We start from the raw sequence: 19,079 nt of genomic DNA, 5'->3' as shown, positions 1-19,079 counted from the left end.
ACTGCCATCATGCCCGGCCGGCCGGCGCGGGGGAGTCGGCGGGCGGGCGCGGACGCACCAGACGGACGGGCAGCGGCTGCTCCCGGGCGGCCCGGAACGCCCCCGGGCTCACCCCGACCTCCCGGGTGAAGAAGCGGCCGAAGTTGGTCGGCTCGGGAAAACCCAGCAGCCGGCCGATCCGGGCGATCGGGTCGTCGGTGGCGGCCAGCAGCCGGCAGGCCTGCAACGCCACCCGCTCGTCGATGACCTGCTTGGCGCTGCGACCGGTCACCGCCAGGCAGGCCCGGGTCAGGGTACGCACGGAGCAGCCGAGCTGGGCGGCGTAGTCCTCCACCCGGCGGGTCTGCCGGTAGCCGCGTTCCACCTCGCGGCACAGCCGCCGGAACGTCACCGCCTCGGCGCCCGGCGGTGGCCCCTCCTCGCCACGCGGCAGCAGGCTCAGCCGCAGCAGCAGCACGGCGAGCTGGTGACGCAGCAACGCCGCGGCGGCGGGCACCAGCGCGTGCCGGTCGGCGTCCACGGCGAGCTGACTCACCTCGCTGATCACCGCGTCGGCGTCCTCGCCGGTGAGCTGGCGGTGGGCGGGCACCGCGTCCGGGTCGACGTCGAGGCCGCGCAGCGCGTCCGGCCCCCAGCTCACCACCGTGGCGTCGAGCTGCTGACCGAGGCAGCGCAGCGCCTGGCCGGGCCGGGCGCGCAGCAGCGTGCCGGGCCGGCAGGGCACCGCCCGGAAGTCCAGCTCGGCGGTGCCGTGGCCGTGAGTGACCAGGACCAGCAGGTCACGGTCGAGCAGGATCGGCCGGTGCCAGCCGGGTGCGGCGGTGAGGTCGTCGAGCGCGCCGGTGACGATCTCGTCGGTGTCGAGGCGGGTGTCCGAGAGGCCGATGCGGGTGGCCGGGGAGGGCTGACCGGTAGTGACCATCATCCCCGACGGTAACCGGCCCGGACGCACGTTGCATCTCGACAGTTTCGTCCCGCTCGCACGCCTTGTCGGGGCGCACCACGGACGGTTAGGTTACCGATCGGTAAGGCTCGGGTCGGGTGACCGGCCCGCAGCCCGGCGGCGACGGCGATGGGATGGGCATGACGGATCTGTTCTCGGTCGACGGCAAGACGGTCCTGGTCACCGGCGGCTCGCGGGGGATCGGGCTGATGATCGCGCGCGGATTCGTGCGGGCCGGCGCCCGGGTGATCATCTCCTCGCGCAAGGCCGACGTGTGCGAGGCGGTCGCCGAGGAACTCTCCGCCGAGGGACACTGCGAGGCGATCCCGGCGGACCTCGGCAGCGACGCCGGCGCGCTGGCGCTGGCCGAAGCCGTCCGGCAACGCCACGACCGGCTCCACGTGCTGGTCAACAACGCGGGCGCCACCTGGGGCGCGCCGCTGGAGGAGTACCCGGAGAGTGCGTTCGACAAGCTCTGGGCCGTCAACGTCAAGGCCGTGTTCCGGCTCACCACCGCGCTGCTGCCGGCGCTGCGCGCCGCCGCCGGCGCCGACGACCCGGCCCGCGTGATCAACATCGGCTCGATCGACGGACTCCGGGTGCCGTGGATGGAGGTGTACGCCTACTCCGCCACCAAGGCCGCCGTGCACATGCTCACCCGCGGCCTCGCCCACCAGCTCGCCGGCGAGGCGATCACGGTCAACGCGATCGCGCCCGGGCCGTTCGAGAGCAAGATGATGGCGTTCGCGCTCGACGACCCGGAGTCGCGCGCCGCCATCGAACAGCAGGTGCCGCTGGGCCGCATCGGCCGCCCCGACGACATGGCCGGCACCGCGATCTACCTCGCGTCACGTGCCGGCGCGTACCTGACCGGGGCGGTCATCCCGGTCGACGGCGGGATCACCACACGCGGCTGACCGCGTACCCCCGGGGTGAGACGGCCCGGGGCCGCGCGGACTCGGCAGATCCGCGCGGCCCCGGGTGTGGTCGTGCTCAGCGACCGGCGAGCAGCCGATTCACCGCGGTGTCGACGTCCAGGTGCTCGGCCTCCCGGCCGCGCGGAACGACGACGTAGGTCCGGCGCAGGAAACGCACCAACACGCTGCGCGGAACCTCGAACAGGGCGTTGCCGTCCGGGGACGACAGCGCCAGCGCGACGAAGTCGCCGCGCGGGGTGGCCCACGGCCAGACCCGCACATCACCGATGCCGGCCGGCTCGTCGAGCCCGGTGACCAGCAGTTCGCGTGCGAACGACCAGCTCACCGCCTCGCCGCCGGCGGACTCGGCATGGAACAGGACATGGACCGCATACGGGTCAGCAGGGTCGTAACGCAGACTGGCACGCACCGGCAAGGCGGTGGCGTCAGGCGCGACGAGCCTTAGCGACGTCTCGACCTCTACGGTCGTCGGTCGGATGACACTCATGGACGTTCTCCCCCCGGCACCGCTGCGGAACGCGCGTGTCCCGCTTTTCCCATACTCAGGTGCTGCTCCTGGCTACGCTCCGCCATACGCTGACTTCACCCAGTGGTGGGAAGGGGGTCGGAAAGCCTTCGGGGCCGGGAGACCCCGAGTAGGATTTCCGGTTCCGCCCACTCCGTCGTCCCGCCCGGCAACGGGTGGTTCAGTCGTCGACTTACTCCGGTAACGTCCAGTCCTCAGCAGGGGTGACGGTCCCGCGCGACACTGGGGGTGGAAATGGTCACGAGGGAAACCCCGGTGGCATCGCGGGCCCCGGGCGATCCGCCGGAGGATGCGGCCCGAACGGCCAGAAATCGGGGGTACGAAGTGCCGGTCGACGGGCGTTCCCCGGCCGCTCCCACCACACCGCGTCGGCGGGGCTGGCGAGGTCGCCTGCACACCACGCTCGACCTCATCCGCGCCAACCCCACCGGCCGCGTCGCGCTGAAGATCTTCATCGGCATCCTCGGCGCCGTCGTGGTCACCGTCGGCATCGCGCTCATCCCGCTGCCCGGCCCCGGCTGGCTGCTGGTCATCGCCGGCCTCGGCGTCTGGGCGGTCGAGTTCCACTGGGCCCGCCGGCTGCTCGCGTTCACCCGCCGGCACGTCAACGCCTGGACGCGTTGGGTGACCAGCCGATCGCTGCCGGTGCGCTTCGTGCTCGGGCTGGTCGGGCTGGTCTTCGTGTCGGTGGTGGTGTGGCTGTCGCTGAAGTACAGCCTCGGCATCGACGTGGTGGCGCGGGCGCTGCACTACCTCGCGACGCACTGAGGCCCGGTTTTTGGTCCGGGCCGTCGATCAGGTAGAGTCATGCGCGCTGAGGGCGATTAGCTCAGCGGGAGAGCGCTTCGTTCACACCGAAGAGGTCACTGGTTCGATCCCAGTATCGCCCACGCAGGTCAAAGGCCACTTCCCGGCTTCGGGAGGTGGCCTTTCTGCTTGCGTACAGCAGCTTTGTACAGCAGTTCTCGTCAGTGGCTGAGTGAGTCGCCGAGGCGCTTGAGTGCTTCTCTCGTCTTTGTCGATGTGACCTGCGTGTAGATCTCCATCGTTACCGCGAAGCGGGCGTGCCTGAGCACCTGCATGGCGACTCTGGGGTGGACGTCGAGGTCGGCCAGGAGGGTGGCGCAGGTTCTTCTGGCGTCGTGGACGGTGATCGGCTTGACTCCTGCCTTCTCGCACCTCGTCTGCCAGGAGCGCTGGAAGTTGCGCGGCTCGATGGGTGTGCCGAAGCGGATGGTGAAGACGAGGCGGGTTTCTTGCCATGTCTTGCCGGCGGCTGCTTCTGCCAGGCTTGCGGCTCCATCCCCGCTGGTGGCGGGACAGCGACTCTAAGCTCCGCTTCAACGTCTGAATCCCGAGCTGGGTAACCAACTGGGTGACGATGGGCGCGAGCAACGCCGGACGCCCATGGACGCCGGTGGACCGTTCCGGCAGCTCATCCTGCAGATGGCGCAGTTCATCAACGGCCGTTGGTTCCTTCGGGACGAAGACGTCATCGCAGCTCGAACGTGAACCGCTCCTCATGGCCAGCCTCTTGGTCCTCGGTCTCCACGGCTCGCAGGAGGCCACAGATCCTTCCGAATCGCTCCGCTCCGAGACTCCTCTCGCTGGCCTGCCAGTCAGTCCAGACCACGGCGACCGGGCGGGGAACATCCCTGCTCAGTCGGTCCCACAGAGCATCCAGATTCGCACCGTAGTACGGCCCGAAGTCGAGAGCACGAGCCAGGAGTATGTAAAGGTCGGCTTCGGTTCGCACCTCGCGGCCGTCGATCTCCAAGAGCACGTGTCCTCACCCGTCCCTGCTGGCAGCTACGCCACCGACGCGCGTCTCGTCTGTGTCAGGCCCGTGCCTGATCCGTGCGCGACACAGCGGTCAACACGGGGCGACAGGGAGAGGTGACCTGCCCGACGGTCAACGTTCGGTAGCGATCTCCCTGATACTGCAACTACCCACCGTATAGATCAATCCGATTCCCAAGCTGAGCGTCCGAGGCTGCGATGATGCTTGCCGTGAGCCAGACGGTGGGATGGGACTGCGTGGTCGAGGGCGCTCGTGTCCGCTTCATGCCCGGCCAGGGCGACGATCCTGTGACGGCCGACAACATCGATGCCCACGTCTACCTCGTTGACGGTACCCATCGCTACGCCACCTTCATGACGACGGTTGAGATCGGCCGGGTCCTGCAAAGGTGGACTGAGACCGGGGAGGCTGGCGGCGGTCAGTACTTCTGGTGCTCCGACTTGGTCATCGTCCCAAGGCCTGGCGTCGAGGCGATGGTGGCGGCCCTGGGAGAGATGATCCGCTCCGGTGAGGTTGACGTGATCCTCAGCAAGGTGGAGGACGGCTCGATCTAGCTGAGTGACTAACCGGGTGACGATCGGCTTGGACATCGACGGACGAGCACGGACACCGGAGGGCCCGTCCGGCAGCTCGGAACCTGTGAAAGAGCAGGTCACCGCCCCGCGTCGGTTGCCTGGGGTTCAAGGAGTCGAAGGCGCTTGAGATTCGTCGGGCGCAGTAGTGCGAAAGGCCGTCGCCGGCTGGCTAGGCCGCCATCCCTCGCCCAGTGCCTTGCGGATGACTGCCGCGACCTGCGAGGGAAGAACAGGGATCGACGGACCGCCGAACCAGTTGCTCGGGTGGTCCTGGGGCGTGCCGACTAGCAGAACGCTGCCCTTGCAGTCGGCTTGCTCAACGGCGAGGGCGAGTGGTCGCTCACCGAGCGCCTGGGCGTAGGTGGGTCGTCCGCGCACTCGCCACCTGTAGACCACGCCGTCGACCGTTATGAGCCGAGAGCCCTTCTTGGTCAACGCCACGTCGGTCCCCTCGCTATCAGATGCCGGTGCCGGCAGCTAACCACGCCGCACCAGTGGTCGGGGCATGCAGGGGGCACAAGACACCGTCAAACGTCGTCAACCAGCAACCAACGATGGCAGCTGGAGACGGCGTGTGACCAAGGACCGACCAGCGTTCCTCCTGGTGGCGGGACACCGGCTCTTAGTTCCGCTTCAACCTCTGCAGTTGTTGGTTGTGACGGCAACGGGTCACTGGCGACGGCTGGGCCAAGCGGCCCATGCCGCAGCGACGGCGCACAGCTGGGAAGTCGAACCGTTCGGGGATGCCGTGGGCAGCTACTTCACGCACTGGGACGAATATTCCTGCTGGTTCGGAAAATCGGCCAAGTCACCCGCGGTCGCTGGCGACGGAAGCATCATCTTCCTTGCCACCAAAGAGCTTCCGCCTGAGCAGCCGGTGCGTGACGAGCGGCGCGCCTGGCGTTTGACGATCACCTCGCAGGAGGGGAGAGGCGTAGAGCAGGTGGGCCCGGAGGTGCACGGGCTTCCTGACCTGGTTCTAGTGCCCCGAGGGAGTAAAACGGTCGTTGCAGCCTCTTTGACGGCTCGGGAGAGGTCCTTGAGATCGATCTGCGCAGCGGCCGGTCTCGGCGGATCTACCAGGCAGAAGGTGTCGCGTCCTCACCCAGTATTTCGCCGGATGGTCAAAGAGTAGCTTTCGTGGCCGGCGACTGGCGCCTGATTATCGAGGAACTCCCCGCATGAGGCAGACAATTCCACAGCCGCTGCCGGATCGGGCACTCGACGACAGAAGTGTCCTGCTACGACGAACGACGAAGATCATCGCGCAAACCAACCTGCCTGGGCAGTACAGCTAGGCCGTCCACGACAGCTCATCGGGGACCGGTGGTGATGCCGCGCTCGCGCACCGTGGTGGTGAGCTGTCAGAATGGACGCCGGTCTGTGACCTCGACAGTGCTCCTTGGACCTGACGAGACGGAGGTGGGTATGGACGGTGCGGATCTGCTTCTCGCCGCTCTGGCGGTGGGTGCCACGACAGGAGTCACCGACGCGACAAGTGCTCTGGTGCGCGACGCCGCCACCAACCTTCGCGCTCGCGTGCGGCAGCGCCTGACCCGCGACGGTCAGGCGGCGCTGCGCTCGCTGGAGGCCGACCCCACCCAACCGGGTGACTGGCAGGTACGCCTCGTTGAGGATCTGACCCGCACCGGCCTCGACCGGGACCAGCAGATCCTCGACCTCGCGCGGGACCTCCTGGCGCGCGCCGAGGCGACCGGCGGGCGGACCGACGTCGGGCCGGTCGACCTGCGCGGGGCCAAGGGTGTCCAGTTCGGCACCGCCAACACCCAACACAACACCTTCACCTGAGACGAGCAGGCGGATGGGCGACGACAGGCGGCCGAAGCAGCGCCGATCGCGGGACATCGACGCCCGCGACGCTCGGGGCGTGCAGTTCGGCGACTACAACATCCAGTACAACACCTTCGGCCCGGTGGTGCGGTCGGCGTACCTCGCGGAGGTCCGCCGCCTGGCCCCCGCGAAGCTCCTCGACCGGGACGACGAACTGGCGCAGCTCGCGGCCTTCGCCAGAGGCGGCGGACCGCCCGCGTACCAGCGGTGGGACGCCTCCGCCGAGTACGGAATGACCGCGCTGCTGGCCTGGTTCGTGCTGCACCCGCCGCCGGGCGTGCGGGTGGTGTCGTACTTCGTCCCCGCCGGTCACAGCGAACGGACGAACCGCGACGCGTTCATCGACGTGGTGCTGGAGCAACTCGTCGAGCTGACCGACAGGTCCATGCCGGGCCACCTGACCGGGGCGACCCGGAAGGCGCACCTGTTGAACCGGTACACCGAGGCGGCCGAGGCGTGCGCGCGGCGCGGCGAACGCCTGCTGCTCGTCGTCGAAGGGCTCGACGACAGGCGCAACGTGTCAGGTGTCGTACGGCTGCTACCGGACCGGCTGGTCGCCGGGATGCGGGTGCTGCTCGGCACGAGCGGTCTCTGGAGGCCGCCCACCGACCTGCCCTCGCATCACCCGCTGCGCACGGTGGGCCGCTCCACCTACCTGCCGCCGTACGTCAGCCCGGAGGAGAAGCTCGAGCGCGAGGCCGAGAAGGCCGAATGGGAGAGGGGCCACGACAGGCGGGAGGCCGAGCGGCAACGCGCCGACGAGGCACGCCGGGATGCGCAGCGACAGGTCGACGAGTGGCGGCGGGCGGAGGCGGTCCGCACCAGCCCGGCGGCCCGCACGGCTGCCGTCAAGCGGGCGCTGGTGTTCGTCGCCGGGTGGACCGGCGCCCTCGTGCTCCTCTCCTGGCTGGCGTGGGCCTGGCACGACACGCGGGTCGCCGGCATCCTGACCGCCCAGATCTTGGCCGGCGGGGTGGGTGCCACGCTCCGGCTCGCACCTGCCGCGTTCCGGCTCGGTGCCGCGTACGCGCCGTCGCCCCGTACACCTGGCTCCTGGCTGCCGTCGCCCCGGGCCATGGTGATCCGCGGCTGCGCGGTGCTGGTCGTCCTGTGCCTGTTCGGAGCCGGCGCGGCCGACTACCTGGACGCGCACGACGACCGCATGGTGGAGAAATCCATCGGCCGCGCCGGTTCCCTGCCCTCCTTCACCGAGGCGGTGGCGCTCCTGTTCCTGGTGCTGATGACACTCGGGTGTGCGGTGGCCGGTCTCTACCTCGGGGCGTCGGTCGCCGGCACCCGGCAGAAGCGCTACCAGGCCGGGCTGCGCGCGTACCAGGCCGCCACCGAGCGCGAGGCGTACGCGGGAATATCCGCCGACGTGCTGTCGTCCAAACCGGCGGTCCGGGCGCAGGCCTACCAGGACTTCCTCGCCCGACTGTCCGGCCGGCCGCCACGTCGGCCGCCCCGCTGACGCCCCGGGCGCTCCTGCTTACCAGCTTGCCGTCCAGTGGTACCAAGGTCCGTCAATCTGTTCGAACTGCGGCCCTTCCCACTCACCGTTTCCTAGGTCACCGTCCGGCCCGTCGGGGAAGTACCCCCATCCGGAATCGTCGAGGCCCGGGCTGTCGACAGCGTAGAAGATGTAGCCGCCCTTCACTCCGTATGACTCTCCGATGTCACACGAGCCGATCCTGTCAGGCGCATCGACCGAGTCGAACGCGTTCTGGGTCGGCGGCGGCGGTAGGGCTGTCACGACCTCGTCGAAGGCGGCACGGTCAAAGCAGTCCGGGCGTGGGTAGTACCCCATGGCGAGCGCGGTCGTCACGGGTATCGCCACGAGCGTGGCCGCTACGGCCGTAACCGCGATGGCCCACGTTCTCATGTCGCGGAGTCTGCCAGACCTGTATGGAGGAACGTAGAGAGCCAAGCTCTGGCCGTCTGGGCCCGCCCAACCTGTCGCCAGGTGGTGTGGGGAGCGGGTGGCGTGTGCCTGCGGGGCGGCGTTTTCGATCAGCTATGTTGCCGGCGTGGAGATCCAGGTGTTGGAGGGTGCGCTCGTTGAGGTGCCCACGGCCGATGTCACAGGCGTGGACCGGCGTGCGTTCGGCGAGTTCGTCGGGCCGCGTGGCGAGTTGGCGTCGTACGCGTTCGGTTGGACCACCGGCTCAGACCCGCATATCGCCCGTCTGTCCATCGGGATTGGCGCCGGCAATCCTGGCGGGGGCACGTTCCACGCCGTCATTTTCGCGCACGAGGATGGTCACGCGTTCTCTCTCGCCGATGAGCCGTTCGAGCAGGTCCCGCAGGGCGGCCCGGATCTGAGCGCGGATCAGTCGCGCGCCCACGAGGACCTGCCGTTCGTCTGGTGGGTGGCCGACCACGTCATGCAGCATGATCGGCGAGCCGGTTGGATGCGGCACTGGTTGCTCGGCACCACCTGTATCCAGACCCCTGAGGTCTTCGAACGCCACGAGCCCGTCCTGTTCGTCAGTCACGACGCGGACGACGGCGTCTGGCAGTTGATCGGAGCCTCTGACGCGAACGGCGGCACCGGCAAGGTCGGACACCTGCACCATGCCGTCGACGAGGACCCCACTCTGATCGACGTTCTCGACCTACCGCCCGGACGCACCGCGGAACGCGCGGGCGTCGGAGAACCCTGGACCGCAGACGTCTGACCTCAATCGAGGGCATCGCCCTGCTGACTGTCGGCCAACCGCCGCTGAATGACGAGGACCAGGCATCCGGATCGGACGCGGGCAATCCTCGACGGGTATCCGGCTCTGCCGCTATTTCCGTGCGGTGCGGCTTGATCGGGACCGGGTTTGCTCTTCGGCCTGTTCGAGCCAGCCTCGGTACCAGCGCGTGAAGCCCGTCGGGCTTCCGTCGGGCTCGTGCAGCGGCCGGAACCCGCCGTCGCTGGCGGTGTCGTCGGCCCACATCTGACCGCGAGTTGGTCCACTGATGACGAGGGCTTCGCGGCAGGCGCAGCCAAGGTGACAGAGATAGAGCAACCCGATGGAGTGTTCGGGTGCGAAGACGACGGCATCGTGCTGCTGCCAGTAAGCGTCTTCAGCCTCGTTGAACTTGCCCTCGGAGTCGAAGTCCGCCTCATCGGGCGGATCCGGCAGGCCGTCCGCGGGGTTGAACGCATCGGTGTGCGGGAACGGCTGGCGCAACGTTCCCAGGTCGGTGAGTTCGGCACCGTCGCCTTCCCAGCGCCAACGGCCACCAACCCGGTCAACGGAAAAGAGGCCGTACGCCGGGCCCGCGCCCCCACGACCGACCTGCAGAAGAAAGGAACGGTACTCGGCGGGAAGCTCGACAGCGAGCTGCGATTCCAGTTCGGCCAGCTCATCAGTGGTCAGCGGCGGCTCGCGTCGCCACTGATGGCCGTCGGCTCCGAAGACCGTGCCGGCAGACGGGTGCGTCGACAATCTGGCCAGGCGATCGGGTACATCCGACCAGTCCGAGAGGAGCACGGCAACACCCTAGACGTGGGCTGCGGACATGCGCTCACATCGCGAGCGAAGCGCGGGTGTTGTGCCGGCGATGACGCTGACCGGCCCAGCGTCGTCAGCACTGGCGCGACGGTTCCGGACCCGCACCGCTTCTTGTCGGTCTGCTCGGCTTGCGGCTCCACGGGAGCGTAGGATCGCGTGAGAGGCAGTCTTCCCGCGATCAGCCGCAGCGTGAGCGGCTACGGGTGGCCTGTTCCTTGCCGACCGTGGGCGAAGCGGGCGGCAGGGGGCTTCATACGTGTCGCGACCAGGGGACCTGCGCGAGGCGATGACCTCTACTCATCGGGCTGAGGTTCCTGGTGGCTCAGCGGCGGTTTTCCCGGATGGAGGGCGTCGTTGGCGTCCGGCGCGGCCATCTGGGTGGCGGCGCGTTCGGTTGAGGCTCTGGTGGTGGTGTCGGACCCGACTTGAGGTAGCTCGTGGGGTCGGTTGGAGGCACGGTCCGGCGGAAGCAGGTGCCGTATCAGCTCGTAGGCGCGGGGCACGTCTCGCAGGCCCGTCAGGTGGGCGATCACTGTTCCCTCAGCGGTTGCCTCCATGTTGTGCCAGCCGACCCGCTCATGCTTCGTGCGCCGGCTGGTGGTGTCGTCTTGCGCGACGTCGACGGTGGTGACCTTTAGTTGGCCGTATCCGAGCACTCTGCCGAGTAGGGACTGCTCGTATCGCAGGTCGGTGATGTGCCGCAACGGCACCTCGACACGTCGTGACATCGTCACCACTCGTATGCGGCGGTCCGTGACGGTCACCTGCTCGCTGGAGGCGATGAAGAACGGCACGGCGGCGGTAATGATCAGTCCGATCGCAAGGCATAGCAGGCTCGGGAACAGGAGGAGGCACGAGGCGATACCCGCGGCGACGACCGTCACGGCGGGCAGCACCGCTACGGGATGCATGGTCAGGTGAACACGCACATGCTCACCGGGCAGTAACGTGCCCTGCTCGGCCATCTGACGCCACGGACCCAACTGCCATGTGTGGGCTGCCCTCCAACCGGTGCTCCAATCGTCGATCGGATCGGTGACATGCTCGGCGGCGGGTGCACGGGCAGCGAGTTTCGTGGCCAGGGTGGGATCGCGCCAGCGTTGACGGGACCACGGCAGCCGCTGCAGGACCAACGCGTCACGTCTCGGCGCAGTGCGGTGCCGCTCGATCCAGGTGACGAGCTGTTCCAAGCGCTGTTGCACACGTCCGTTGGCGTCGGCTTCTGCGAGGTGGTTCTGCAGTCGGAGATGGCGGAACTGGTAGACAGCGCCGATCTGGCGTAACACGCCACGCCGGTGGGCGTCGGTCAGAAACGGCATGAACCGCCAGGGCAGGCGGCGCCGGAGCGCGTAGGACAACCGCGTGGCCGCGAAGCGACTGGACGCTGGACCGAAGTCACCGATCAGCGCGGTCACGGCGGCGCGAGCCACGGCGTAGGCGAGGTAGCCGACGAGCGTGGCGGGGCCGGCGAACAGCCAGATGAGTAGCGCGAAGGTGCCGCGTCGGCCGAGCATGGAGACCAGCCCGGCACGTCTGTCCAGACGCACCAGCTGCGCCGGCCCGACGGCGCGGGAAACATCGACCGGCTGCACCAGCCAGCCCGGTGCGTCGGCCATGACCACGCCAAGCACCGCCGCTGTCAGCAGGAAGCCGTTGATCTTCGGCACCGCCAGATGCGGGTACCAGGTTCGCACGACGCCCAAGGCGGTCAGCCCGGTCAGCGAGACGCCGACCCAGAGTCGCACGAGCGTCCACCGCCAGGTGACGGGGCGCCGCCCAAGGGCCGAGGGCAGCGGCGGCACTTCGACGGAGCGTCCCAGGGCGACAAGACCGGTGCCCAAGATCGCCCAGACCGCCACCCACGAGGCGAAGACCCGCAGGTCGGCCATCACGCCGACGTCGATCTCCGGTGGCAGATCGGAGCCCTGTAGGGCGTCTATCGTCTCTGTGACCGACGGCGGGAGGTGGACACCGATCGGGCCTGACGAGGCCAGTCGACCCCACTCGGCGAAGAGGTTTCGTCCCGGGCCGGGTGCGTCCAGTGCGATGGCGAGGGCGACGGCACCCCAGAGCAGCGCCGCGCCGATGGCGCAGCGCACCGCCACGACAAGCGACGCCCAGAACCGGCTGGGGTCGCTCATCCGCCACCAGGCGAGGTCTCGGCTGTCCGCGCGGGCCAGGTCGGCGGCCAGAGCGGCCAGCCACCGCCGTGCCTGCTTCGGGCGGCAGCGAAACGGCGTCGGAGCGGGCCGGTCACCGTAGACCGCGGGTATCAGGGCTTCCAGCAGGTGCTGTTCCATGGTGTGCGCATCGGAGAAGGTAAGAAGCTCCGCCGGATCGTTGGATTGGTGCTCGTACACGGTGCGGGCCAACCACAGCATCAGCGGGTTCGTCAGCACCTGCGCCGGCGCGCCGGTCGGCGCGGCGGTGACGTTGTTGAAGATGGCCTGCCAGCGGCCCGTTCGCGCGCCCGCGGTGGCGGCGAGGAGGTAGTCGCACACCTCGTCGGTGGATAGCGGACGCAGGTGCACCGCTGTGGCGAGTGCTATCGGGCGTCCCGCCCGATGCTCGGCGCCCCGGTATTCATCCGGGCGGCTGGTCATCACCAGCGGCCGGTCCGAGCCGTAGGCGTTGATCTGCTCAATCACCCAGGCGCGCTCTGGCGCGGGCAGCTCATCCAATCCGTCCAGGACGGGCAGGATCCTCGCGGCGTCGACCAGTGCTTGAGCAACGGTGACGGGTGTGTGGTCGCCGGCGCGTACCTGCGCGGCGAGCGCGGGGCTGAGGTTCACCAGTTCGTCTGCCAGCCACCGGCTCAGGGTGGCTCCGGTGTGCCAGTTGCCCAGCGGCACGAGAACGGGCAGGGGATCTCCGGCTGATCGTGCGGCCAGGAGGTCGCGGACCAGGCGGGCTGCCAGCACGCTCTTTCCCGACCCGGCCGTGCCGAGGATGACCAGCCGTGGTGTGGCCAAGGCCGTGAAGAACGCCGCGACGTCGGTGAACACGCCGGCGCCTGACGTGGCGTTCGGTTCACCTGTGTCGCTGCTGGGGCTGTCGACGGTCGCCCATCGCACGGGCAGCGGCCACGGGTCGTTGATCCGCCGTAGCCGCTCCTCGTTGGCCCAGATGCGGGTGAGGGCTACGGCAAGGTCCTCGGTGGCCTGCTCGAGATCCGCGTTGGACAGGGGCTTCGCGTCGCGGGTCCAACCCAGTAGCCGGCGCAGGACCGCCGCGAGTGTGCCGGCGGCCAGGAGCACGAATCCGGCGATGCTGGCGGCCTTGTCGCCCCAGTCGAGGCCGTGTTCACGCATTGACCAGCCGGCTCGTGCGAGCAGGGCCAGGGCCACGCCGACCACGACGACCGCAAACAGTCGGCGTACCCGCACGCTGCGCACACCTCATCATCGCTGACGAGTCGGGCATGCTCAACGCAGATCCGTCGATGACGGATCTCTGCGAACCTCTGAGCAGGGCGGCCTGAACGATGACCTCTTCGGCGGCCTCGAAGGTCCCGACGCGTAGGTTGCTCGTCCTGTGCATCGGTCCAGCCGGCCCACCCCGACGGACACGCCGTCCGACACCGATGTCTGCACCCCTGTTGGGCGTCGGACGGTCTGACCGTGTCCGGCCCGTGCTCGGGCAGCTGCCTTCGCCGATTCCGGCCGGCGAGCGAGTGGACAAGCTGGTGTGACCGTCGAGACCGATGGCAGGATGGGAGCGGCAGTCAGCGAATCTGGGTCGCCGTCACACGGGTGGGGACAGATGAACCAAAGACTCATTGCCGCTCTTTCGGTGGTGCTGGCAATCGTCGCCGGCGTCCTGACCAATCTGGTCACCGCAGGTATCACGCCGCCGCTCGTCGTGGCGCTCGTCGCGGTCGCCTTGCTCTGGGCCGGGCTGACCGCGCTTCAGCGCCCCGGATCACCGCCGGCCACGGCCCCGACATCCGAGACGCGCGGGGACAACAGCCCCATCGTCAACGCGGACAACAACAGCGGACACATCACCTTCCACGCGCCGCCGAGATCCGACAGGCCGTCCGGCGACAACGGCGATCCGACCTGATGAGGAGATGGCGGCCGTTTCCCCAGCGGCGCGGTACGTCGGAAACGCAAGGGGACTACAGCCCCGTCATCAACGCGGACAACAACAGCGGCAACATCAACATCACGGTCATGACCGCCGCCGGGGCCCATCCGCTCCGGGATGCTCCCCAGGCGTACGGGGCATACGTCGATTCGCTGACCCGGGCCTACTACCCGAACAATCCGCTGGTCGCGGATTTCCTCCGGTTCATGGCAGAACAGGATCGTGGATACTTCGCGGTGGAGGCCGAGCCCGGCATGGGGAAGTCGGCGTTCGCGGCGTGGGTCGAGGCGCGACCGGAGACGGACGCCGCGCACTTCGTGCAGAACGGAGCCGGGGCGGGACTGACGGCGACAGTCGTGCGCAGCCTGAGCGCTCAACTCATCACCGCGTGGGAGTTGGACGATCTCGCCCCCGGTGGTTGGCTCTCCGACTCCAGCGGAGAGGCCGGGTGGCTGGCCGACGTCATCGAGCAGGCGGCGCGACGGCGCAACGAGCAGGGGCCGACACGGCCCATCGTCGTGGTCGTCGACGCGCTGGACGCCGCCCACGAGTATCCCGCCACCGAGTTGCCGTTCGGGCTGCCGCAGTGGCTTCCGGAGCGCGTGTACGTCGTCGTGACCGCGCGGACCGGGCGATTGAGGAACCTTCCGTGGGACCAGACACGTCGTGTGACGTTGTTGCCGGAATCGCCGGGGAATGGTGCGGCGCTGGAGGGTTTCCTCCGTGACCGTGCGCGGAACGACCCCCGTGTCGCCCGGGCGCTCGACGGACACGGCGTCACCGAGGAAGCCTTCGCCCTGCGGATCCTGGAGCGCAGTCGAGGGTCGTGGGTCTACGCCCACTACGTGATCGAGTCCATCGGTCAGGATCCGCGGAGGATTCGGGATCTTCCCGGGTTGCCGGAAGGCTTGGAGGCCTACTACCAGCACCGCGTCCTGTCGCTCTGCCTCGGCGGGGACGGGCAGTACGACGAGCGACGCGTCCGACTGCTCGCGGCGCTCGGCGTGGCCGGCGAGCCGGTGGACGCCCGCACTCTCTGCTCGCTCGCCGGGCTGGACGAGCCGTCCCTCGTGGACGCGCTCATGCGCGACGGGCTGCGGCCCTTCTGCACGGTCGTCGGCCCCGGTGAGGAGGCGGACGAGCCGGTCCGCTTCGCGCCCCACCACCCGAGTCTCCGGGAGTACCTGTCGGGCGCGTCCGACGCGACTCTCCGGCAGGCGGCGCGGGCTGCTCACGCCCGTGTCTGCGACCGCTACCTGGCGGCATGGGGTGGCCTGGAGTCCGGGCTCGGGACCCTGGTGGCCCGGCCGGAGCTGGCCGGCGCGGACGGCGGGTATCCCGTCCGGCATCTGGCGTCGCACCTGTTGGCGACCGGCCGGGAAGCGGACCTGCACCGTCTGCTCGCGCTGAGCCGGGGTCGAGAGAATCTTTGGTACGCGGTGCACGCGCAGGCCGGTGATGTCGGCAGCTATCTGCGTGATGTCGAGTTGGCGGAGGCGGCGACCGGGCGGCTCACGCTCCGGTTGCGGTACCGCCTCATCCAGGCGAGCGTGACCTCGGCGGTGACGGCCATCCCGCCCGGGCTGGTGCGGGAGATGGTCACTCGGGGACACTGGACCGTCGAGCAGGGCTTCCAGCGTGTCGCGATCATGAGCAATCCGGATCATCAGGCGACGGGGGTTCGACTTCTCGTACCGGACCTGCCGGAGCGCACGCATCCGGACGTGCTCAGCCTCGCCGCCTCGTACGGCAGCCAGGAACGCTCCGCCGTGCTGGAGGCGATCCTGCCGCTCCTGGCCGACGAACTCGTTCCGGTCGTGGTCGAACTGGCCCTCGACACCGACAACGGCCGACTGCTGCCCGGGCCACTGGCCACCGCGGCCGCCCGGCTGCCGCACGACGCGCTGACGGACCTGCTGCACCATCATCTGTTGCAGGACCGCTACGGCAACCGGAAGTTCGTCCGGGCTGTCGTCACCCTGTTTCTGCACCCGGACCGGGGGGCCGGCGCGCGCAAGGCGTTACGGATCCTCGGCTCGGGAAAGTACGAGCCGGGCCGGGACCAGCTGATCGCCCTGCTCCAGCACGTGCCCGTCACCGAGGCGGTTTTCGACGACGTGCTGACCCTGCTCGGGAACCGGCCTGACGGACCGGGGGACAGGCCCGCCACGCCTGGTCCCCGGCCCACCGGCGGCATCGAGCGACTGCGGTGGGTGCTGGAGAAGGGCGTGGACATGGAGGTCGCCGCCCGCATGCTCCATGTGGCCGCGCACCTCGACTGGGGCAGGTCGGAAGTGCCCGCCCTGCTGGAGTTGGCGCTGCGCTTCAGGTTGGACTTCCGCTCGCCGAATCTGCTGTACGCGCTCTGCGGACAACTGTCCACCACCGAGGTGCGAGGTTGGCTGAGCGAGTTGTTCCCGCCCGACGGAGAGTCGGGTCGGCTGCTGGATGCCGCGGTCCGACACCTTCTGCTCGGCGCGATGCTCGACCGGCTGCCGCCGGAGGAGGCACGCGACTACGCCGAGCAGGAGATGGCGGCGATCCCGAAGATCGAACGGCTGCCGGTCCGGATCGACCACCCACTCGCCTTGGACGCCCGACCACACCTGGTCAGGTATCTCTCCCCGGAGACGCGTCGCCGGTACGTCGCGGAAGCCATTGAGGCATGGGACGACGACCCCAGGTACGCGCAGACGCTCGCGATCATCGCGCCGCAGCTGAGCGAGGAGGAGCTCGGGGCGGCACTGCGCGCGGTGAACACGGAGGACGCCGTCGAGTCAGGCGCCCGGGTGACGGCACTCAACGTGCTCGCTCCGCACCTTCCCGAGGACGTGCTGCGACAGGCCGTCGCCGACAGCACGTCGAGCCCGGTACGGCTGGACGACCTGTCCGCCGTAGCCGAGATCGGACGGGTTCTTCCCCCCGAGGCACGTAGCCGGACCGGGAGGCGCGTCCTGACCTTCGTCCGCGGGATCCCGGAGTCGCGGACCCTTGCCGACGCGGTGGCGAGGCTCGCCCCCCTGCTGTCCTCAGAGGTCGCCGTGGACGCGCTGGCGCTGCTGGAGTCCGGGTCACGCTCGGTGCCTCTCTGGGCGCGGAAACAGCCGGTGTGGCGGCCGTTGACCATGGCCTCGGCGGACCCCGGCCTGAGCACGACGATGATCAGCGCAGAGCGGGTGTACGGCCTCGGGGGCGTCGCGCGGGCCGTGGAGGCGCTCAGCGGGGCGCTGCCGGATCAGGCGCTGCCACGGGCCTGGGCCGCCGCGGTGGGCGATGACCCGGAGAGCGCCGCGCAGATGGCGCTCTGGGCGCCCGGTCTGGTGTCGCGACTCCGTTCCACCGGCCAGGACGAGCTTCTCGACGGTGTCTTCACGTACGCCGCCGAGCACATGCCACTGATCGACGAGGACGAGGTGTCGCCGCTGCTCCGCTTCGCGGAACTGGTGCCGGTGGAACAGGTACGCCGCGCGTGTGACCTCCTGCTCGCCCGCCGCGACGGTCCGCTGCGCGCGCAGGCCCTCGCGGGTCTGAGCCGTCACCTGCCCGATGCCGAGCGGAGTTCCCTGACCGGAGCGGTACTGACGATGCTGGCGACCGCCCGGTGGCAGGGTGGGACCACCAACCGGTCCCATTCGGCGGACGCCCGCACGCTCGGGTACCTGTACCGGGCGGGAGCCACCGAAGCGGCAACCACGGCGCTGCGTGCGTTACTGGCTGCCAGCGGTGAGTGGGACGCGGTCGTCCTTGAGGCGTTCGGTGCTCCGCTGCCGGCGTCCGTCGTCGAGGAGGCCCTGGCGATGACGCTCGCGGACTCGCCCGGGCGGCGTAACCATCAGGTGCTCGTCGCGCTGGCTCCCAGCCTCGACGGGGACCAGTTCCGGAGAGCGCTCCGGGCGATGATGGGGGAGGAACCAGATGATGGCTTCCGCCTCGGGGTTCTCACCGCATTCGCCAGGCGGCTGGCGCCGGACGCCGCAGACGTCCTGGCACCCGAGATGTTCGCGCACGCCCTCCGGATGACGGAGGTGGAGCTCGCGAGTGAGCGGGGCATCCTCCCGTTCCTGGCCCGGATGCGTCGGGACGACGCCGTTCGGTTCGAGACTCTGGCGGAGCGGCTGATCAGCTGTCATACGCCGGACGCCTCGACCTCCTGGGCGCCGGACGCCGGCTTCGCCTCCGCCGTCGGCGTGCTGGAGCGTGACGAGCTCGTCGAGTTGTACGCGCGGGTCACCCGGGCCCGTGGCCCTGCCTCGCGTGCCAGCGCCCAGGCCACGATCCTGCGGCGACTCGGAGACGAATGGCCGGGGACGACAGCCCTGGGCGGCGGCGACCTGCCCCGCACCTGGCCGACCGGGGTGGACCGCAGGGCCCTGTGCGGGATGCTCGCCGCGTCAGCCTGGTGGATACGGCGTCAGGGCGGGAACGATGCCGTCGACGAACTGGTCGGGGCGTTGCTCGACGTGGTCACCTGGTGGCCCGCGACCGGCCAGATCGGTGCGCCGTCCCGCCCCACGCTGACGATGTCGGTCACGGACGGCCTAGCAGTCGCCCAGCGTGCCGCCTCGTGACGTCGACGACTCCCCGGCGCCAGTCTGGCTGGTAGCCGGGGATACCGAAGTTGAGCGACATGACGGCAGGATAGTTGTGATCCAGGTAATCCTCGACGGGTATCCGGTTCTGCCGCTACTTCCGTGCGTACTCGGCGGGAAGCTCGACAGCGAGCTGCGATTCCAGCTCGGCCGACTCATCAGTGGTCAGCGGCGGCTCGCGCCGCCACGAGGATCACGGCAACACCCTAGACGTTGCGCTGCGGACATGCGCTCACATCGCGAGCAGGCGCGGATGCTGTCCGG

The 19,079-nt window shown here is 69.4% G+C and carries 14 protein-coding genes, 1 tRNA gene and 1 pseudogene; 9 read left to right on the top strand and 7 right to left on the bottom strand.

Annotation, left to right across the window (positions count from 1 at the left end):
• Window positions 1-7 precede the first annotated feature (7 nt).
• Window positions 8-922 carry a helix-turn-helix transcriptional regulator gene (locus tag TPA0908_RS04925; RefSeq protein WP_374709170.1) on the bottom strand — a complete coding sequence of 305 codons (915 nt, stop codon included), beginning with the start codon at window positions 920-922 and terminating at the stop codon, window positions 8-10.
• A 161-nt stretch (window positions 923-1,083) separates the two neighbouring features.
• On the opposite strand from TPA0908_RS04925, the gene TPA0908_RS04920 reads away from it, so the two are divergent.
• A complete protein-coding gene (locus tag TPA0908_RS04920; protein WP_281935068.1) occupies window positions 1,084-1,860 on the top strand; it encodes a glucose 1-dehydrogenase in 777 nt (258 codons plus the stop codon).
• Between the two features lie 76 nt (window positions 1,861-1,936).
• On the opposite strand, the gene TPA0908_RS04915 is transcribed toward TPA0908_RS04920, so the two are convergent.
• On the bottom strand, window positions 1,937-2,368 hold the full coding sequence (locus TPA0908_RS04915) for an SsgA family sporulation/cell division regulator (protein ID WP_007457244.1): 432 nt from the start codon (window positions 2,366-2,368) through the stop codon (window positions 1,937-1,939).
• Between the two features lie 273 nt (window positions 2,369-2,641).
• Here TPA0908_RS04915 and TPA0908_RS04910 point away from each other — a divergent pair, with 273 nt between their 5' ends.
• Window positions 2,642-3,175, top strand: a complete 534-nt coding sequence (locus TPA0908_RS04910; RefSeq protein ID WP_281935064.1) for a TIGR02611 family protein — start codon at window positions 2,642-2,644, stop codon at window positions 3,173-3,175.
• A gap of 50 nt (window positions 3,176-3,225) precedes the next feature.
• Window positions 3,226-3,297: transfer RNA gene (locus TPA0908_RS04905), tRNA-Val, on the top strand.
• A 78-nt stretch (window positions 3,298-3,375) separates the two neighbouring features.
• Here the strand turns inward: TPA0908_RS04905 and TPA0908_RS04900 are convergent.
• Both TPA0908_RS04900 and TPA0908_RS04895 read right to left on the bottom strand, forming a co-directional pair.
• Window positions 3,376-3,693: pseudogene (locus tag TPA0908_RS04900) on the bottom strand (tyrosine-type recombinase/integrase); the annotation flags it as partial.
• A gap of 206 nt (window positions 3,694-3,899) precedes the next feature.
• A complete protein-coding gene (locus tag TPA0908_RS04895) occupies window positions 3,900-4,190 on the bottom strand; it encodes a barstar family protein (protein ID WP_281935063.1) in 291 nt (96 codons plus the stop codon).
• A gap of 227 nt (window positions 4,191-4,417) precedes the next feature.
• On the opposite strand from TPA0908_RS04895, the gene TPA0908_RS04890 reads away from it, so the two are divergent.
• From TPA0908_RS04890 to TPA0908_RS04880, 3 genes are all read left to right on the top strand, one after another.
• Window positions 4,418-4,762 carry a hypothetical protein gene (locus TPA0908_RS04890; protein WP_281935062.1) on the top strand — a complete coding sequence of 115 codons (345 nt, stop codon included), beginning with the start codon at window positions 4,418-4,420 and terminating at the stop codon, window positions 4,760-4,762.
• Window positions 4,763-6,211: 1,449 nt separating this feature from the next.
• Window positions 6,212-6,592, top strand: coding sequence for a hypothetical protein (locus TPA0908_RS04885; protein WP_281935061.1), 381 nt, complete (start codon window positions 6,212-6,214; stop codon window positions 6,590-6,592).
• A 13-nt stretch (window positions 6,593-6,605) separates the two neighbouring features.
• On the top strand, window positions 6,606-8,105 hold the full coding sequence (locus TPA0908_RS04880; RefSeq protein WP_281935059.1) for a hypothetical protein: 1,500 nt from the start codon (window positions 6,606-6,608) through the stop codon (window positions 8,103-8,105).
• Window positions 8,106-8,123: 18 nt separating this feature from the next.
• Here TPA0908_RS04880 and TPA0908_RS04875 read toward each other — a convergent pair whose 3' ends face one another.
• The gene (locus TPA0908_RS04875; RefSeq protein WP_281935057.1) at window positions 8,124-8,516 is read right to left on the bottom strand and encodes a hypothetical protein; all 393 of its coding nucleotides are present in this window, start codon (window positions 8,514-8,516) and stop codon (window positions 8,124-8,126) included.
• 145 nt (window positions 8,517-8,661) lie between these two features.
• Between TPA0908_RS04875 and TPA0908_RS04870 the strand changes: the two genes are divergently transcribed.
• Entirely contained in the window at window positions 8,662-9,312 is a 651-nt protein-coding gene (locus TPA0908_RS04870; RefSeq protein WP_281935055.1) for a hypothetical protein, read from the top strand.
• 111 nt (window positions 9,313-9,423) lie between these two features.
• On the opposite strand, the gene TPA0908_RS04865 is transcribed toward TPA0908_RS04870, so the two are convergent.
• Both TPA0908_RS04865 and TPA0908_RS04860 read right to left on the bottom strand, forming a co-directional pair.
• Window positions 9,424-10,116, bottom strand: coding sequence for an SMI1/KNR4 family protein (locus TPA0908_RS04865; protein WP_281935053.1), 693 nt, complete (start codon window positions 10,114-10,116; stop codon window positions 9,424-9,426).
• A gap of 314 nt (window positions 10,117-10,430) precedes the next feature.
• The gene (locus tag TPA0908_RS04860; protein ID WP_281935051.1) at window positions 10,431-13,532 is read right to left on the bottom strand and encodes an NACHT domain-containing protein; all 3,102 of its coding nucleotides are present in this window, start codon (window positions 13,530-13,532) and stop codon (window positions 10,431-10,433) included.
• 367 nt (window positions 13,533-13,899) lie between these two features.
• Between TPA0908_RS04860 and TPA0908_RS04855 the strand changes: the two genes are divergently transcribed.
• Both TPA0908_RS04855 and TPA0908_RS04850 read left to right on the top strand, forming a co-directional pair.
• Complete coding sequence (locus TPA0908_RS04855; RefSeq protein WP_281935050.1) at window positions 13,900-14,202, top strand: hypothetical protein; 303 nt, start codon at window positions 13,900-13,902, stop codon at window positions 14,200-14,202.
• A 110-nt stretch (window positions 14,203-14,312) separates the two neighbouring features.
• Complete coding sequence (locus tag TPA0908_RS04850; RefSeq protein WP_281935049.1) at window positions 14,313-18,794, top strand: hypothetical protein; 4,482 nt, start codon at window positions 14,313-14,315, stop codon at window positions 18,792-18,794.
• The last annotated feature ends 285 nt before the right edge of the window (window positions 18,795-19,079 follow it).

Source organism: Micromonospora sp. AKA38 (assembly GCF_027925725.1).
Classification (GTDB): Bacteria; Actinomycetota; Actinomycetes; order Mycobacteriales; family Micromonosporaceae; genus Micromonospora.
Note: the sequence above shows the minus strand (reverse complement) of the source record. Positions and strands in the feature narration are given on the sequence as shown.

Bases quoted from the DNA above. Each gene is read 5' to 3' on its own strand.
- TPA0908_RS04925 (WP_374709170.1), bottom strand. From the start codon at position 922: ATGGTCACTACCGGTCAGCCCTCCCCGGCCACCCGCATCGGCCTCTCG.
- TPA0908_RS04920 (WP_281935068.1), top strand. From the start codon at position 1,084: ATGACGGATCTGTTCTCGGTCGACGGCAAGACGGTCCTGGTCACCGGC.
- TPA0908_RS04915 (WP_007457244.1), bottom strand. From the start codon at position 2,368: ATGAGTGTCATCCGACCGACGACCGTAGAGGTCGAGACGTCGCTAAGG.
- TPA0908_RS04910 (WP_281935064.1), top strand. From the start codon at position 2,642: ATGGTCACGAGGGAAACCCCGGTGGCATCGCGGGCCCCGGGCGATCCG.
- TPA0908_RS04885 (WP_281935061.1), top strand. From the start codon at position 6,212: ATGGACGGTGCGGATCTGCTTCTCGCCGCTCTGGCGGTGGGTGCCACG.
- TPA0908_RS04880 (WP_281935059.1), top strand. From the start codon at position 6,606: ATGGGCGACGACAGGCGGCCGAAGCAGCGCCGATCGCGGGACATCGAC.
- TPA0908_RS04875 (WP_281935057.1), bottom strand. From the start codon at position 8,516: ATGAGAACGTGGGCCATCGCGGTTACGGCCGTAGCGGCCACGCTCGTG.
- TPA0908_RS04855 (WP_281935050.1), top strand. From the start codon at position 13,900: ATGAACCAAAGACTCATTGCCGCTCTTTCGGTGGTGCTGGCAATCGTC.
- TPA0908_RS04850 (WP_281935049.1), top strand. From the start codon at position 14,313: ATGACCGCCGCCGGGGCCCATCCGCTCCGGGATGCTCCCCAGGCGTAC.